Source organism: Nonomuraea sp. NPDC050022 (assembly GCF_044460705.1).
Classification (GTDB): Bacteria; Actinomycetota; Actinomycetes; order Streptosporangiales; family Streptosporangiaceae; genus Nonomuraea.
Genome location: NZ_JBITKE010000005.1, coordinates 656,124 through 671,661 on the forward strand (window position 1 = coordinate 656,124; position 15,538 = coordinate 671,661).

A 15,538-nucleotide genomic window follows, 5' to 3' on the forward strand; every position below is an offset into this window, starting at 1 on the left:
CAGGCGGCATCGACGCATCTGCAGTCCACCCTGCGGCCCAACCTGCACCCTGCCCACCCCATCTCTACGATGTGTGACTTTAACGCTACCAAGAGTTGGCATCTTTGGATAGAACATGTGAGCGATATGCATCCGCCGGATACCAACACCGGCCCCCTCGCTCACCGCGCCAATGTCGGCACGCGCGATCAGGCCATACGCCAAAGAAGCACCTACGGGCACCGCGCCACCATCCGCACCGAGATCCGCCGCCCCCGCCTCCGCACCCAAGGCTTGGCCGGAAACCCCACACTCGCCACCGCCTCCGAAGACGAGACCGAACCCGTGCCCCAGACCACGTCCCACCGGCACAATACGGACTACGAGCCCATAGCAGAACCTGAGGTTCTCATAGCGAATATGAGGAACGGTTCATACCCTTGAGCGTGGCCGTGCCGCCGGGGTCGCGGTCCGTGCTCACCGGCACCAGGGCGACCTCCTCCACCCCGGCCTCCGCATAGGCCGACAACCGCGCACCGACCGCGTCCACGTCGCCGAGCAGCGAAACCGAGGCGACCAGCTCGTCAGGCACCGCGGCGAACAGCTCCCGGGGATGCGGCCGGGTACGGGCGAAGGCGACAACGTCGGCGAAGCCCGCCTCGGCGAACATCTCGCCGTACCCGGGAGCGGGTAAGTACCCGACCACAGCCCGCCGGATGCGATCGATGGCCTCGCGGTCGGGGTCCACGGCGGCGGTGACCCAGGCGACCACGGACGTGGCCGGATTGACGGCACGCAACTGGGCGGCCAGCCGTCCGGCCGAGGCCGGCGTGATCAGGTTGAGCACCATGCGGTCGGCCAGGGCGGCGGTCCGGACGGCCGAGGGCCCGAAGGCCGCGACCGACAGTCGCGAGTGCGGGGCGGGCAACCGGAGGCGATAGCCGCTGCTCGACACGCACGTTCCGGTGAAGTCGGAGCGCTCGCCGGCCAGCAGCGGCCGGAGGGCCTCGACGGCTTCTCGCAGCGCGGTCGCGGATCGGGCGCGCGAACGCCCGTGCCAGCCCTCCACGACGAGCGGGCTGGAGGTGCCCACAGCGACGTCTACCTGCCGCCCGGTCATCGCGGCGACCGAGGCGGCCCCCATGGCGATCATCATCGGATCGCGTACGGCCACCGCCAGCGGGCCGATGGTGAGACCGATCCGCGTGGTGGCCAACCCGACGGCGGTGGCCAGGGCGAAGGCGTCATACGTGGCCATCTCGCCGATCCAGAGCGACGGATAGCCGAGCTCGTCAGCGGCGCGGGCCGTCAGCAGGGCCTCCTCCGCGGGCCGATCCTGCCACAACCCGAGGGAGACCGTCAGCGAAGGATTCACGGCAGCTGCTCTGCCCGTACCCAGGTGGCGTGGAAGCCGAGCGGGACCCGCCGCGGCAGCAGCACGCGGGCGATCGGGCCCTCGGAGATCTGGGCGGCGTGCAGGATCTGCACCTCGGAGCGGCCCTCCCGCTCGTCGGTGACGAAGCTGACCAGGTAACCGTCGTCCTCGCCGGTCGAGCCGTCGCGGGGGGCGAAGGGCGCCTCGCTGCCGTACCGGCCGGGGCCGTAGGAGTAGGTCTCCTTGGCGCCGGTGACGTTGTCATAGCGGACCAAGCCGTCGAAGAGGTTGGTCTCGGCGTCGGCCACGGTGACGTTGTAGGCGTAGCGCGTGGGGTGGCCGGTGGAGCGCGTGTCGATCGAGGGGAACTCGGTGTTGTGGTCGGCGTCCACGTACTCCTCCGAGGTGCGGCCGGTCCGCAGGTCGAAGCGGTAGCGGTACATCCGCGCGTCGAGCTTCAGATAGGAGATCATCCGCGCCAGCGGCGAGCCGTTCGTGGAAGGCGTCGGGCGTGAGACCCGGCAGACGTCCAGGACGATCTCGTCGCCCTCTTCCCAGGCGTTGACGACGTGGTAGATGTAGCACGGCTTGGCCTCGAACCAGCGGATCTCGTCCGCCTGACCCCGTCGCGGGAGCACGCCGAAGCGGGCGGGCAGCTCCCGGTCGAAGGTCAGCTTGTGGCGGCCCTGCCGAGCGGCGTCGAGGTCCTGGTAGAGCGGCAGATCCATGAGGATCGCGTGGTTGCGTGTGATCGCCATGTCGTGCGGCAGCCGCGCCCCAGGCAGGTCCAGCTCCACGCAATGCTCGACGCCGCCGCCGGGTCCGACCACGCCATGGCGCAGGTACGGCGGGCGCGGCCCGTAGTCGAACCAGAACAGCTCTCCGGTGCGCTCGTCCACCTTGGGATGCGCCATGAAGTCACCGTTGAGCGTGTCGAGGAAGGTGTCGACGCCGAGGGTCTCCAGCGAGAGCGGGTCCAGACTGTACGGCGCGCCGCACAGATACCACGAGGCCAGCACCCTGCCCCGATGGAAGATCACATCGGTGTTGGCCGTGTCCTTGAAGGGCAGGCCGCGCGCGTTGCCGAAGGGATTGCCCTTCGGATTCTCCATCACGCCGGTCCAGAGCGAGCGGCCGGCGGCCGACTCCGCCTCGAAGGCCCTGGTACGCACCCAGCGGTTGCGGTAGCGGGCCCGGCCGTTCTCGAAGTGCACGGCGTGCACCATGCCGTCGCCGTCGAACCAGTGGTATCGGCCCGCCACCGGAAAGCGGGCGTTGGGGCCGTTGCGGAGGTAGACGCCGTTGAGGTCAGCGGGGATCCGCCCGATCACCGTGAGCTCGTGCGCGGTGATCTCGTCCTGGACCGGGGCGTAGACGCCCAGCAGGTACGGGTTTGGCTCGCCCGATTCATCCGTCATCACGACAATGTCGGCCATGCCCTGGAAGCTATGAAAAGCGAATTCAGGCGTCAATATCCGGGCGTTGACGGCCTCATTTCCGCTTCCTAGTGTTGCGGCCACCACCCCACGGACGGGAGTCGTGATGACGCATTCCGCCGACCGGATCGCCCGCTACACCGCCAAGGGCTGGTGGACCGGTGACACGATCGACCAGCTCCTCAGGACGCGGGTGGCGGCCCGGCCCGACGACATGGCGATCGTGGACCCGCTCAACAAAATGCTTGAGGGTCCGGTGAAACGGCTGACCTGGGGACAGCTCGGCGCGGAGGTCGACCGGGTGGCCGGCATACTGCGCGCGCAGGGGGTCGGTCCCGGCCACGTGGTGGCCGTTCAGCTGCCCAACAGCGTCGAGCTGGCGGTGAGCTTCCTCGCGACGGTCCGGCTCGGCGCGACCGTCACGCCGTTCCCGGTGCAGTACCGCGCGTACGAGCTGGCTCAGCTGCTGCCCTTGTCCGGTGCCGGGCTGCTGATCACCGGCTGGGAGTCCAGAGCGCCGGAGGGCACCCCGACACTGTCGTGGCCAGGCGACCTGGAGGACGCGACCGGCACCGAGGTGCCGCGGCGGACGGCCGACCCCGCCGAGCGGGTGACGATCTGCTGGACCTCCGGCACCGAGGCCACCCCCAAGGGCGTGCCGAGGTGCCACTACGACTGGCTCGCGGTCGAGGCGATCTGTACGGCCGCGCCCGCGCTCACCGGCCAGGACGTGATCCTCAACCCCTTCCCGATGGTGAACATGGCCGGCATCGGCGGCGTCTTCCTGCCATGGCTGCGGGTCGGCGCGCTGCTCGTCCAGCACCACCCCTTCGATCTGCCTACCTTCCTGGCCCAGATCGCGGCCGAGCGGGTCACCTACACCCTGGCTCCACCCGCGCTGCTCACCCTGCTACTGCGCGAGAAAGCGATCCTGGCCAAGGCCGACATCTCCTCGCTCACCCGGATCGGCTCGGGCGCGGCCCCGTTGCCGCCGCCGATGGTGCGCGGCTGGCAGGACGAGCACGGCATCGCGATCATCAACTTCTTCGGCTCGAACGAGGGCATCGCCCTGCTGTCGGACCCCGCCCACATGCCTGACCCGGAGGTCCGCGCCCGTTTCTTCCCGCGCCCCGGAGCGCCGGGGGCACCCGAGCTGCTCGATCGCGTGCGTACCAAGCTGGTCGCGCCCGACGGGAAGGAGATCACCGAACCGGGAGTCCCCGGCGAGCTGTACCTCAGCGGTCCCACGGTCTTCGCGGGCTACCTGCCGGGCACGGCCTCGGTGGACCCGTTCGACGAGGACGGCTACCTCAAGACGGGAGACCTCTTCGAGATCGCCGGCGACCGGGGGCAATACCTGCGCTACATCGACCGCGCTAAGGACATCATCATCCGGGGAGGCATGAACATCGCCCCCGCCGAGCTCGAAGCCCTGCTCGCCGGACACCCTTCGGTAGCCGAGGCAGCGGTCGTCGGCTACCCCGACGACGTGCTCGGCGAGAAGGTCTGCGCGGTCGTGGTGCCCAAGGGCGAGATCGACCTCGAGTCGGTCGTCAACTTCCTCAGGGACCAGGGCATCGCCTCCTACAAGCTCCCCGAACGGCTGGAGATCGTCGAGGCGCTGCCGCGCAATCCCGTCGGCAAGATCCTCAAGAGGGAGCTGAAACTGTGATCCGTGTCCTGGGCGACGGAAACCGTCCCTCGGGGACGGCGAAATGCACCTCGGTACGGCTGAGCTCCCCACCGCACGACCGGCACCGCGGGCACGGGCGGAACGGCTGACCGCACGCGCGATGGGTGACGCGCACGTCGGTGTCCGGCGGGCCGGTGTACCACCGCTGCGCCCAGTCGACGACGTAGGCGAAGATGCCGAAGAAGTCCAAGCCCTTGTCGGTCAGCTGATACCCGGGCTCTTCCACCGCGAGCACGCCCAGCTCCCTGAACTGACGCAGCCGGTTGGACAGCACCGACGGGGCCACGTCGAGCTCCGACCGGAAGTCGGCGAAGCGCCGGGTGCCGAGGAAGGCGGCCGCGATTATCACCGTGCTCCAGCGGTCGCCCAGCAGGTCGAAGGTCTCGGGGAAGTACGACAGCGGGTCGGCGGCGGCCTTGCCGCGCAGGGTCCTGCGGTGATGGCGCGGCACCGCCACCTGGGCGAAGGTGGCCGCGCCCCGCACGATCTCGGTGTCATGGGCGGCGACCGGCGCCCGGCCGCAGCCCGCGCAGCCCAGCTCCACGTCGATACGGTTGCCGCAGACATCGTGCACCAGCTCCGACAGCCCCTGGCGGTCCGGCACCCACCTGCGCTCCCATGACCAGATCTCCACCAGCGTCGGCCACAGCTCGATCGCGCGCTCGGTCAGCCGGTATTCGGTGCGGGTACGCCCTTGCTCCCGGTAAGGGGCCGGACGCAGCAACTCCCCCGCGACCAGCTCCTTCAGCCGGTTCGCCAGCACCGACTCGGACATCCCCAGTTCGTCCCGCCAGTCGGCGAAGCGCCGGATGCGCAGGAGGAAGGCCCGCTGAAGGATCAGCAAGTTCCACTGATCGCTGATCGCCAGCAGCGCCTGCCCGATCGCGCTGGGCCGCTCCGCTTCCGTCACCCGCTCCGCCCCCGTTCCGTGCCGACCTGCCACTTCGGTGACGGCCGCTCTCTCTGAAAAAGCCATCCGAGCGTCTCGGCACGGCGCTCCCTGACCGGCGCCCCCGCCGGACGGTCCAGGGCCTGCGCCGAGACGCTCAACCGCAATGCACGTTGTTCAGTCGGAGGACCATATGAGGCCGCTCTTCCGCTTTTCTTCCGTTCTGATTCCGAAGCTGACGGACTGTGGAGATCGCTAGGCGTAACATGGGGTGCACAGGGGGCAGGAGTGCAGCACTATCGGATACTGGGGCCGGTCTCGGTAGACGGGCCCGGCGGTCCGATCGAGTTGGGCTCGCCGAAGCAGCGCACCGTGCTGGCCGCGCTGTTGTTGAACGCGAACCGCACGGTGTCGGACGACCGGCTGATGTTCCTGGTGTGGGGCGAACAGGCCCCGCGCACCGCCATCGGCCGATTACAGGTCTATGTCCATGAGTTGCGGGCGCTGCTGGGCAGAGGGCTGATCAGCCGCGTCGGCACCGGTTACCGCATCCACACCGGTGGCGGCGAGGTCGACCTCGAGGTGTTCGAGCAGCTCAGGGCTGCCGCCTGGGAGGATCTGGCCGGCGGTCGCCCCGAGGCCGCGGCGCGGCGGTTGCGTGCGGCGGTTGCGCTGTGGCGCGGGTCCGCGCTCGGCGGCGCCGGCGAGCTGCTGGTCGAGCAGGAACGCCCCGGACTGGAAGATCGCCGGGTCGGCGCGCTGGAGGAGCTGTTCGAGGCCGAGCTGGTGCTGGGCCGCCACAGCGAGATCGTGGCCGAACTCCGTACGGCGGCGGCCGAGCACCCCCTGCGCGAACGCCTGCAGGGGCAGCTCATGCTGGCGCTGCACCGGTGCGAACGCCGATCCGAGGCGCTGGCGGTCTTCAGGGACACCCGGAATCGGCTGGTCGACGAGCTGGGCATCGAGCCGGGTCAGACGCTGCGGGAGCTGCACCAGCAGCTCCTGACCGACCAGGCAGGACAGGACGAAGCAGGGCAGACGATCCAGACTGTACGTCCCGCGCGTCCCGCCGAGCTGCCCCGCGACATCCGTGGCTTCGCCGGGCGCGAGCGCGAGCTGGCGTGGCTGGACGACGCGTTGGACGCCAGCGGCGCAGTGTGCGTGCTCACGGGAACAGCCGGCACGGGCAAGACCGCGCTCGCCCTGCACTGGGCCCACCGCGCGAAGAGCCGTTTCCCCTCCGGCCAGCTCTATGTCGACCTGCGCGGCTACGACGCCGAACACGAACCCCTGACCACGGCCGCGGCCCTGGCCCGGCTCCTGCTCTCCCTCGGTGTCGAGCCCTCGCAGGCGCCCGGCGGCTTCGACGCCCAGCTCGGCCTCTACCGTTCGCTGCTCGCCGAGCGTACGGTCCTGCTGGTCCTGGACAATGCCCGCTCGGCGGAGCAGATCGACCCGCTGCTGCCGCCGTCGGGAGCCGCGCTGGTGACCAGCCGTCAGCACCTGGGCGAGCTGGTGGCGCAGGCGGGGGCCGAGCAGCGCTCACTCGGCGCTCTACCGGAACGGGACGCTCTCACCCTGGTCGGCGGCATGCTCGGCCCCGCGGACAGCCCGTCGGAAGCGGCGGCCCGCGCCGACCTCGTCCGGCTCTGCGGCGGCCTGCCGCTCGCGCTGCGCATCGCCGCGGCCAACGCCGCCACCCCATGGAGCGGGACCGCGGCCGTGGTGAACGAGCTGACCGCCGGAGACCCGCTGACCGGCCTCACCGTCGACGGAACCGACCACAACCCCGTCACCCTCGCCTTCTCCGTGTCCTACCGCGCGCTCTCGGCGACCGACCAGCGGGTCTTCCGCGTGCTGGGGCTCGTACCGGGGCCGGACTTCACCGTCGAGGCGGTGGCGTCGGCCGCCGGCGTGCCGCCCGCCGAGGCGCGTACGGCGGTCAAGGTCCTGGCCGCGGCCCACCTCGTCGAGCACCATCGCGCCGACCGGTTCAGGCTCCATGACCTGGTACGGCTCTACGCAGGCGTAGAAGTCGGCGGCGACCCGGATCGCGACGCCGCCTGGAGCCGGTTGTTCGATCACTATCTGCGCCTTGGCGACGCCATCGCCGCCTGGTGCGCCCCTGACGAGATCCGGCTGCCGGGGCACGCCTCACCGGTGGCCGGTTCGCCGGTACCGCCCAGCGCCGAAGAGATCTCCAACCTGGTGGCCGCGCTCGCGCAGGCGGCCCGCCGCGATCCCGATCCCGGGACCTGGCGGCTGGCGGAGCAGGTGTCGATCATCTGCAACAGCACCGGCCGCCACGGCGAATGGCTGGAGATCGCACCGACCCTGCTCGCCGCCGCCGAGCGGGGCGCGCAGCCAGATATGCCCGCTATGCGAGCCATGTTGCATTACGCGATAGGCAAGAGCCTGTTCCGTGCGGTTCGCAGCGAGGAGGCCGTCCACCATCTCGAACAAGCCGCCAATATCGCCACCGCGTGCGGCTGGCGGGAGGGTATGGCCGAGTCCTGGGCGAGCCTGAGCTGGGCCCTGGAATGGACGGGCCACCTTGAGCAGGCGATCGTCTACAACCGCCGTGCGGCTGACCTCTTCACGGAGCTCGGCTCGGTCGTCGGACGCAACCGCACCCTCAACAGGCTCGGCATGCAGTACCACCACCTGGGTCAGCTGAAGAGCGCGGAGCGCTGCCGACAAGAGGCGCTCAGCCTGAGCCGCAGGCACGGACTGGCCTACGCGGAGGCGAATGACCTGCGCGATCTAGGCTCCACCCTGGTAGACCAGGGCCGCTACGACGAAGCCGAATCCGCCCTGACGGAGGCAGCGACCCTGTCCGGCGCCTTGGGCGCGGGCAGCGTGGCCTACATACAGACCTGGCTCAGCCGGCTGTACTGGGAAACCGGGCGATGGTCGGCCGGCCGCACGGCGGCGCTTCGCGCCCTCGGCCTCGCCCGCGACCAGGGAGACCGGCTCATCGAGGCGGCGGCCCTGATCGCGCTGGCCGATACCGAGATCCCCCTCGGACTGCTCGACGAGGCGGGCGACCACCTCGACCTGGCCGACAAGTTCAGCGGCGCCGCGAATCTGCGGTGGCACCAGAGCTACGCCGCGGTCGCCCGCGCTCGTCTCCTCGCCGCCCGCGGCGACTTGGCGGGCGCCATCCGGGTCGCCCTGCTCGCTCGCGACACCGCGCACCGCAACTCCTACCGCCTGCCCGAACTCGCGGCCCTGACCGAACTCGCCACTCTCTACAGCGACCAGGGCGACCGCGCCGAGGCCGGGCAGGCGGCCGAGCAGGCTCTCCGGCTGTGCCGCACGATCGGCCACACACCCTGCGCCGACCGGCTGGAACCGTTGCTCAAGTGAGCTCCGGGAACCGGCTGCGGGGGTTGGTTCGCCGCGCGACTTCGCGATGAAGTGAGGGCGAGCTCAGCGCAGGGTGGCGGTGAAGGAGCGGCCGTGGGCGTGGCGGGTCGACGCCTGGATCAGGGTGCCGCCCGGCACCCGCCGTACCGTCACCCCTTCGTCGGCCGTGTCCATCCTGAGGGGCGCGCCGGCCAGGACGACCGTGACGCGGTCGCGTTTCATCGTCGGGTCGGACAGAGCGACGACCGTGCGCTTGCCGGACCGGACGATGACCGAGGCGGGGCCGTCGATGAGCAGGCGCTCGGCGTGGCGCGGCCCGTCGGTGAAGACGTTGGCGGCGACGAGGCCGAGGGTCTTGTGCTTGATCGCCTGCACGTGCCGGTCGTTGGCCAGGACGGTCAGCGGGCCGTTCGCGTAGCCGCGCAGGCGGGCCTCCGTCGCGTTCGGGACCAGGGCGTAGGCGAGGGCGGTGACGCCGCCGGTGGCGGGGTGGGTGACCGAGGCGGTGAAGACGTTCTTGGTCACGTTGGTGTCGGGGTTGGACGTCCGCACGACCCGGCGGCTGCGGGTCACCGTCTCCAACCCGGCCGCGACAGGCTGCCGGGTGAGGAAGGCGTAGCCGATCGCCGTACGACGGGTGCCGTTGGCGTAGCGCAGCCAGCGCGGCGGCGTGGTGTCGCCCGTCTGCCAGGGCGTGCCGTTCCAGCCCTGGCCGGTGAGCGCGACCGCGTCGCCGGGAGCGGCGATGCGGCTGTCCACGGTGGTCACCGCCGCGCGGCCACCCTGGCCGGAGATGCCCGCGGCCAGCACCACGATCTCGTCGTCGAGCAGGAACCAGGACTTGGTCGCGCGGGCGTTCTGGTAGGCGACGAAGTCGTCCGGCAGGATGCCCGCCTGCTTGGCGGTGTACGCGGCGTCGTCGGACTGGACCATGCCGGACACGCCGTACGCGCCGAGTGTCGCGCCGCCGGAGAAGGCGTTCTCGGCGCGCGGGAAGTACACGTAGGTGTTCTGGGACTCCGAGGAGGAGGTGAAGTTCAGCGGGTGGCCCGGGTTCTCGTACCAGAGCCGGCCGTACAACTCGGGCACCGTCCGCCGGTCCTCCACCGGCGCGGTGACCCCGGCCAGCCGGTACGGCGAGACGGCCGTGTAGTAGTCGACGCCGAAGGCCTCGCGCTGGTCCTCGCCCGCGAGGTAGAGGTAGTGCGCGCCGTCGCCCTGGAACCACGGCATGAGGTTCTCGCCGCTCATGTACTCGTATTTGCTGATCCGGTCGGAGCTGCGGGCCAGGGCGAAGGCGTAGCCGGGGCGCCGGTGGACGGTCCTGTCCATGGCGTTGAAGGCCACGCAGCGCTCGGGCGCGTTCAGGTCGGCGGCCGGGATGGCGGCGTCGGCGCGGATGGCCGCGTAGCGGGCGATGCTGACCGGGGAGGCGAAGGCGGCCGTGTCGGCGGCCGGCAGGAACTTGACGTACTTCTTCAGCGCGAGCGCGTCGGCGGCGGTGACGTGGTCGGCCAGGTCGGCGATGGCCTCCACGATCACCCCGACGTCGGCGTAGCCGGTGCCGGTGCGCGAGACCGCCCGCCCCTTGACGATCTCCATCAGCCACCCCTCGAAGATCAGCGGGGCGAAGCCGTCGTTGACCCAGCGGTACACCACGCCGGGCAGGTCGAGGACGCCGGCGCTCGCCGCGCCTTCGAGCGTCTTGAGGGTCTGTACGACCCTGGTCAGCAGACTGCGCCCGTAGGAGCCGGTGTAGGCGACCGAGTCGTGCTGGATGAAGGAGCCGTCGGCGTAGTAGCCGTCGGTGACCCCGTGCTGGAGGTTGTAGGGGTCGACCGTGGCGAAGACGGTGGCCAGGTCGGTGATGGCCTTGCCGACACGGGCGTCGTCGCTGATGAGCGCGCCCTGCAGGATGCGGTTGGCGGTGATGTCGGCCAGGTTCGCCCCGGTGTGGAAGCGGGAATCGAGGTCGACGTCGCCGTTCTTGCCGTTGCGCAGGTAGGCGTCCATCGAGGCGATGTAGGTCGCCGTCAGGTCGGGCCGTTCCTCCCGCACCCGGTCGGCCAGCAGGGCCAGCGTCCGGCTCACCTGGATGGAGATCCCGATCTCCCAGTTGAACCAGTTGCCGTAGTAGCCCTTCGACTGATCGCCGTAGTAGCGCTCATGCAGCCACCGCAGACCGTCGATGACCCGCCGCTGGGCGGCGGCGTCCTCGTTGAGCCCGCCGCCGGGGGTGCGGGTCGCCAGCGCGATCTCGTACAGGTACTGGAAGGCCAGCCGCAGGTTGGCGTCGTCGGTGCCGAGGCTCAGCCCGGCGAACAACTCGCCGTCGGCCGCCTTGTCCATGGCCGTCAGCCGCTGCCTGGCGGTGTTGAGGATCGACGCGAGCTTGGCGGCCACCTCGGGCCGGGCGTTGACCTCCGGGGTCCCCGCGAACATCGCCACCGTGTTGGCGAGCAGCCGCGCGTGATCGACTCCCGCTGCGGCGTACGAAGGGGAGACTGCGGCAAGCAGACCGGCGGCGGGGAGCAGGGAGAGAACCTGGCGACGAGACATGTGCGGCACAGCGGGCTCCAGGCCGTCGGAGGATACGCCGGGCTCACCCTACATGATCTACGTTTGTCGGCCCAGGCCCGTGATGAGCGGCCCGGCAACCGTGGGCTGCCGGGCCGGACACCGGTACGTCAGGGCTGGGCCACACCGAGGTTGGCGGGCAGGAACAGCGGGCCGATCGTGAAGAACGACGGGGAGTAGGGGATGTCGTCGGGGTCGATCGCGAGGCTGAGGTCCGGGAACCGCCGGTACAGCGTCTCCAGCGCCACCCGGCTCTCCAGGCGGGCCAGCCCCGCCCCGATGCAGTAGCGCGGGCCGTGGCCGAAGCCGAGGTTCCCGGTCGACTCGCGGGTGATGTCGAACTGGTTCGCGCTCGGGCCGTGCTCCGACGGGTCGACGCCGGTGGCCTGGAAGACCACGCCCACCGCGTTGCCCTTGGGGATGGGCACCCCCGCGATGATCACATCCTCCGCCGTGAAGCGGAAGCTGGTCATCATCACCGAGTGGCGGTAGCGCACGGTCTCCTCGACCACGTCGGCCCACCGGTCCTCAGCCTTGGCCAAGGCGAGCTGGTCGGGGTTCTGGGCCAGCGCCACGATGGCGTACCCGAGCAGGTGCACGGTGGTCTCGTGGCCGGCCACGAGCATGATCCACAGCACGCCGACCAGTTCGTCGGTGGTGAGCTTGTCATCCTCGTCGTGGGTCTGGACCAGGCCGGAGGTGAGGTCGTCACCCGGCTCGCGCCGCTTGCGCTCCACCAGGGCGTGCAGGAACGCCATGAGGTCGTTCTGGGTCGCGAACGCCACCTCCGGCGGAGTGGTGTGCGCCAGCAGCGTGGAGGTCCAGTTCCGCAGCCGCAGCCGATCCTCGGGCGCCACGCCGAACAGCTCGCAGATCACCCACATAGGCAGCGCCTCGGTGAAGGCGGGGACCAGGTCCACACCGTCGCCGGCGGCCACCACCTCATCGAGTAACTCATCGACCATCTGCTGGATCCGCCCCTCCATGGCCTGCACCCGGGCCGGCGTGAAGGCGCTCATGATCAGCCCGCGCAGCCGCCGGTGGTCGCCGCCGTCCATGGTGGACAGGTGACCGCCCTGGATGATGGCGCGCAGCGGCCAGTCCTCGGGGATCGATCCGTCGTGGAGAGCGGGCCAGTGCTTGGGGTCTCTGAGGAAGGTCTTGTTGTCTCCGGCGAGGATCTCCCGTACGGCCTTGTGGGTCAGGGCCAGGTAGGCGGGCACGCCTCCTGGGAATTCCACCTCCACCACGGGAGCGATCTCCCGGAACCGGATGCAGGTGTCGAGCGGGTTCTCGTCCACGACAGGGAAGGAGGGGAGGTTCGTTGCCATTTGACCCCTTGGGTGAGGAGATCGTTAAGTGCGCAGTGATCCCATCACATATGCCGGGCGATCTCCAAACAACCGAAGTCAGCAAGCAGTAACGTGAAGGCTACCTTCCGTTCCGCTCGCTCACGGCTGCCGGACAGGGCGGCCGAGGAGGACCCAGACGGCGTTGCCCAGGGCGAGCAGGACCGAGGACTCGTGCCGCCAGTTGCCGCATGAGCGCGCTGCCACGCGAGGGCGATCTTCAGGGCACAGTAGATGATCGTCTCGCCCGGGTCCGTTCCATTGAATATTTCACTAGAAAAGGCCAACTGGCGACGTTGATTTCCCGTCAGGCTTCGTATCTAGTGAAGAAGGCGCTCTAGCGACAGGGGCAGGGCTGCAGTCGAGGTTTCCGAATACCCGCCCGCGTAAGAAGCTCGTCTATGGAATCGCTTAGTGGGAGGCGATGACCGTGCGCGTGGCGTTCATCATGGCCAGGGCCTCATCCGCGCCTATCGGTGCGCTCAAGACGGTCTACTCCTATGCCTCCCGCCTCGGGGAAATGGGTCATGACATTCTGCTCGTCCACCCGCGGCGGCCCGTACGCCACCCTCTCGGGCCGCCGACCAGGGCCGTCGCGCCGATAATGCCGGCGGACGCCCATCCGCACCCGTGGTTCTCCGCCGGGCCACGGACCCGCAGCGTTTTGGTATCCGACCCGGCCGACTTTCTCCATACGCTTTCCGGACGGCATGATCCCTTCGACGTCGTACTGGCGACGACCTGGCAGGTCGTGCCGCTTGTGGCCGCCCTTCCCGCGTATCTGGGCCTTAAGGCATTGTTCTTGCAGGACTACGAAAGCTATTTGCGGCCCGACGGAGCGGCGCGGGAGGCGATGGAAGCGGCCATGCGTACCGGCTGGCCCATCGCCGTGGGCGCACGGCGGCTGCGGTCCATCGTCGAGAGCGTTTCCGGCGCGCCGTGCGCTCTGGTGGAATGCGCCGTCGACAGCTCGACCTTCTTCCTGCGGACCCCGATCGACTCGGCGGAGCGGGTCCTGGTCGGGTTTCCGGCGCGCCGCGAATGGTCGAAACGGACCGGCGACGCGATCACCGCGTTGGAGCTGGCGCGGGAGGCGCGCCCCGGGGTGGTGCGGGCGTGGTGCTTCGGCGCGTACGACGCCGACCGGCTGCCCTTCTGGATCGAGCACCATCCGGGGCCGAGCGACGCCCGGTTGCGCGGCCTGTACAACCGGTCGGCCGTGTTCGCGGTGCCGTCGGAGTACGAGGGATTCGGCTTTCCCGGCGCCGAGGCCATGGCCTGTGGGGCCGCGCTGGTCACGACGCGGAACCACGGCATGGAGAGCTACGCGGAGCATGACCGCACGGCGCTGCTGTGCCCGCCGCGAGATCCGGAGGCTCTGGCCGAGGGCATCGTCCGGCTGCTCGACGACGCCGCGCTACGGCACAGGCTGGCCAGGACCGCGGTCAAAGAGGTGGTTCAGCGGACGATGGACGACGCGGTCTCGGACTTCGAGACCTGGCTCCTGACGATCCGGGAAGCCTCGCCACGCTGAAGGTTTTGTCGGTGGCGCGGCCTAGTGTGGCCAGCTTGGCATGTCCGGCCGACAGAGGAGATCAACGTGAGGAGATCGTGGTGACCACGCTGTCAGATCGACCCAACACCGCCTTGCTGGTGATCGACGTCCAGGTAGGCATCGTGGCGGACACGCACCAGCGTGACGTGGTCGTCGCCAACATCGGCACGCTCGTCGACCGGGCTCGCGAAGAGGGTGTCCCGATCGTCTGGGTCCAGCACTCGAGCGAGCAGTTGGCGAAGGGGAGTGACGCCTGGCAGTACGTCCCGGAGCTGGTCCGCCGGGAGGCGGAGCCGCTGGTGCACAAGACGTTCGCCGACTCCTTCGAGGACACCGACCTGGAGGAGGTGCTGGCCGGGGCCGGAATCGGACGTCTGATCGTGGCCGGGGCGCAGACGGACGAATGCATCCGGTCCACGATCCACGGCGCCTTCGTGCGTGGCTACGACGTGACGCTCGTCGGTGACGCGCACACGACGGAGGACCAGAGCGCGTGGGGCGCCCCGCCGCCGGACAAGGTCATCGCGCACACCAACCTCTATTGGCGCTACCACACGGCGCCCGGCCGCACGGCCGCGGTGGTGGAGACGAAGGATGTGACGTTCGGCGACTGAGCCGACGGCATCCTCCGTCTCCACCGGTTTCAGGCGTCGGCGTTCTGGGCGTTCCGTTCGGCGTCCCGCTTGACCCGCTGGATCTGGTCGTCGGTGACGACCAGGTCGCCCAGCTGCCGGACCGCCTGGTAATACGTCCAGGCGAGGCCGTCACAGGTGGCCTTGGAGACTCCCGAGTATCCGGCGCACACCTGCTTCAGATCGAAATAGAAGGCGCTGTCGATACGGTCCTTGTTGGCCGGGAATTGGCTTACGGCCTTGTAGTTTCGGTAGCCGAAATCGTGTCGCCGGCACGGCATCCGGAAATCGAAACCGAGGGGCTGGTCGGGGCTGCTGGAGCACAGGTCGGTGGACCAGTCGAAGGCGTAGTCGGCCCACGCCGCCTGGTTCTGCCAGGCGGCCCGCCAGGAGGCGGCGCTGGCGGCGGTGGGCTGGCTGAATCCAGAGAGGGCGGCGAGTTTCTGCTCCAGAGTCACAGCGTGGGCTGGTAGGGCGAACGCGAGGACGGCGATCAGGGAGGTGACGACGGCGGCTAACGTGGCGAGGGATCGTCTGACCATGAGGACCTGCTTCTCTTGCCCGGGGGGTGAATGGTCATGGCAAGGTTCACCTGACGGTCTAACGATGAAGCGAAATCCCGGGCAATGCAGAAGCAGATCTTGCTTAATTTCCGCCGAGAAGTTCGAGCAAAACGGACATTTA

10 protein-coding genes are annotated in these 15,538 nt (G+C 69.6%); 4 read left to right on the plus strand and 6 right to left on the minus strand.

Annotated features, from left to right (window positions below):
• Positions 1 to 388 precede the first annotated feature (388 nt).
• Positions 389 to 1,354 carry an LLM class F420-dependent oxidoreductase gene (locus ACIBO2_RS24610; protein ID WP_397299489.1) on the minus strand — a complete coding sequence of 322 codons (966 nt, stop codon included), beginning with the start codon at positions 1,352 to 1,354 and terminating at the stop codon, positions 389 to 391.
• A complete protein-coding gene (locus tag ACIBO2_RS24615) occupies positions 1,351 to 2,790 on the minus strand; it encodes a carotenoid oxygenase family protein (protein ID WP_397299492.1) in 1,440 nt (479 codons plus the stop codon). The genes ACIBO2_RS24610 and ACIBO2_RS24615 overlap by 4 nt, the downstream gene beginning before the upstream one ends.
• A gap of 106 nt (positions 2,791 to 2,896) precedes the next feature.
• Here ACIBO2_RS24615 and ACIBO2_RS24620 point away from each other — a divergent pair, with 106 nt between their 5' ends.
• Positions 2,897 to 4,462 (plus strand): class I adenylate-forming enzyme family protein, encoded by a 1,566-nt coding sequence (locus tag ACIBO2_RS24620; RefSeq protein WP_397299495.1) that lies wholly within the window; start codon positions 2,897 to 2,899, stop codon positions 4,460 to 4,462.
• On the opposite strand, the gene ACIBO2_RS24625 is transcribed toward ACIBO2_RS24620, so the two are convergent.
• The gene (locus tag ACIBO2_RS24625; RefSeq protein ID WP_358545393.1) at positions 4,440 to 5,393 is read right to left on the minus strand and encodes a helix-turn-helix domain-containing protein; all 954 of its coding nucleotides are present in this window, start codon (positions 5,391 to 5,393) and stop codon (positions 4,440 to 4,442) included. The two genes, ACIBO2_RS24620 and ACIBO2_RS24625, sit on opposite strands and share 23 nt — an antisense overlap.
• A gap of 267 nt (positions 5,394 to 5,660) precedes the next feature.
• Here ACIBO2_RS24625 and ACIBO2_RS24630 point away from each other — a divergent pair, with 267 nt between their 5' ends.
• Entirely contained in the window at positions 5,661 to 8,741 is a 3,081-nt protein-coding gene (locus ACIBO2_RS24630; protein ID WP_397299498.1) for a BTAD domain-containing putative transcriptional regulator, read from the plus strand.
• Between the two features lie 63 nt (positions 8,742 to 8,804).
• On the opposite strand, the gene ACIBO2_RS24635 is transcribed toward ACIBO2_RS24630, so the two are convergent.
• Both ACIBO2_RS24635 and ACIBO2_RS24640 read right to left on the minus strand, forming a co-directional pair.
• Entirely contained in the window at positions 8,805 to 11,300 is a 2,496-nt protein-coding gene (locus tag ACIBO2_RS24635; protein WP_358545396.1) for a polysaccharide lyase family 8 super-sandwich domain-containing protein, read from the minus strand.
• Between the two features lie 128 nt (positions 11,301 to 11,428).
• Positions 11,429 to 12,649: a cytochrome P450 gene (locus ACIBO2_RS24640; protein ID WP_358545398.1), complete on the minus strand. Its 1,221-nt coding sequence runs from the start codon at positions 12,647 to 12,649 to the stop codon at positions 11,429 to 11,431.
• Positions 12,650 to 13,091: 442 nt separating this feature from the next.
• On the opposite strand from ACIBO2_RS24640, the gene ACIBO2_RS24645 reads away from it, so the two are divergent.
• Together ACIBO2_RS24645 and ACIBO2_RS24650 are read left to right on the plus strand one after the other, a co-directional pair.
• Positions 13,092 to 14,201, plus strand: a complete 1,110-nt coding sequence (locus tag ACIBO2_RS24645) for a glycosyltransferase family 4 protein (protein ID WP_358545399.1) — start codon at positions 13,092 to 13,094, stop codon at positions 14,199 to 14,201.
• Between the two features lie 80 nt (positions 14,202 to 14,281).
• A complete protein-coding gene (locus ACIBO2_RS24650) occupies positions 14,282 to 14,836 on the plus strand; it encodes a cysteine hydrolase family protein (RefSeq protein WP_358545401.1) in 555 nt (184 codons plus the stop codon).
• Between the two features lie 29 nt (positions 14,837 to 14,865).
• Here the strand turns inward: ACIBO2_RS24650 and ACIBO2_RS24655 are convergent, their stop codons facing one another.
• A complete protein-coding gene (locus ACIBO2_RS24655; RefSeq protein ID WP_358545402.1) occupies positions 14,866 to 15,396 on the minus strand; it encodes a phospholipase in 531 nt (176 codons plus the stop codon).
• Between the last annotated feature and the right edge of the window lie 142 nt (positions 15,397 to 15,538).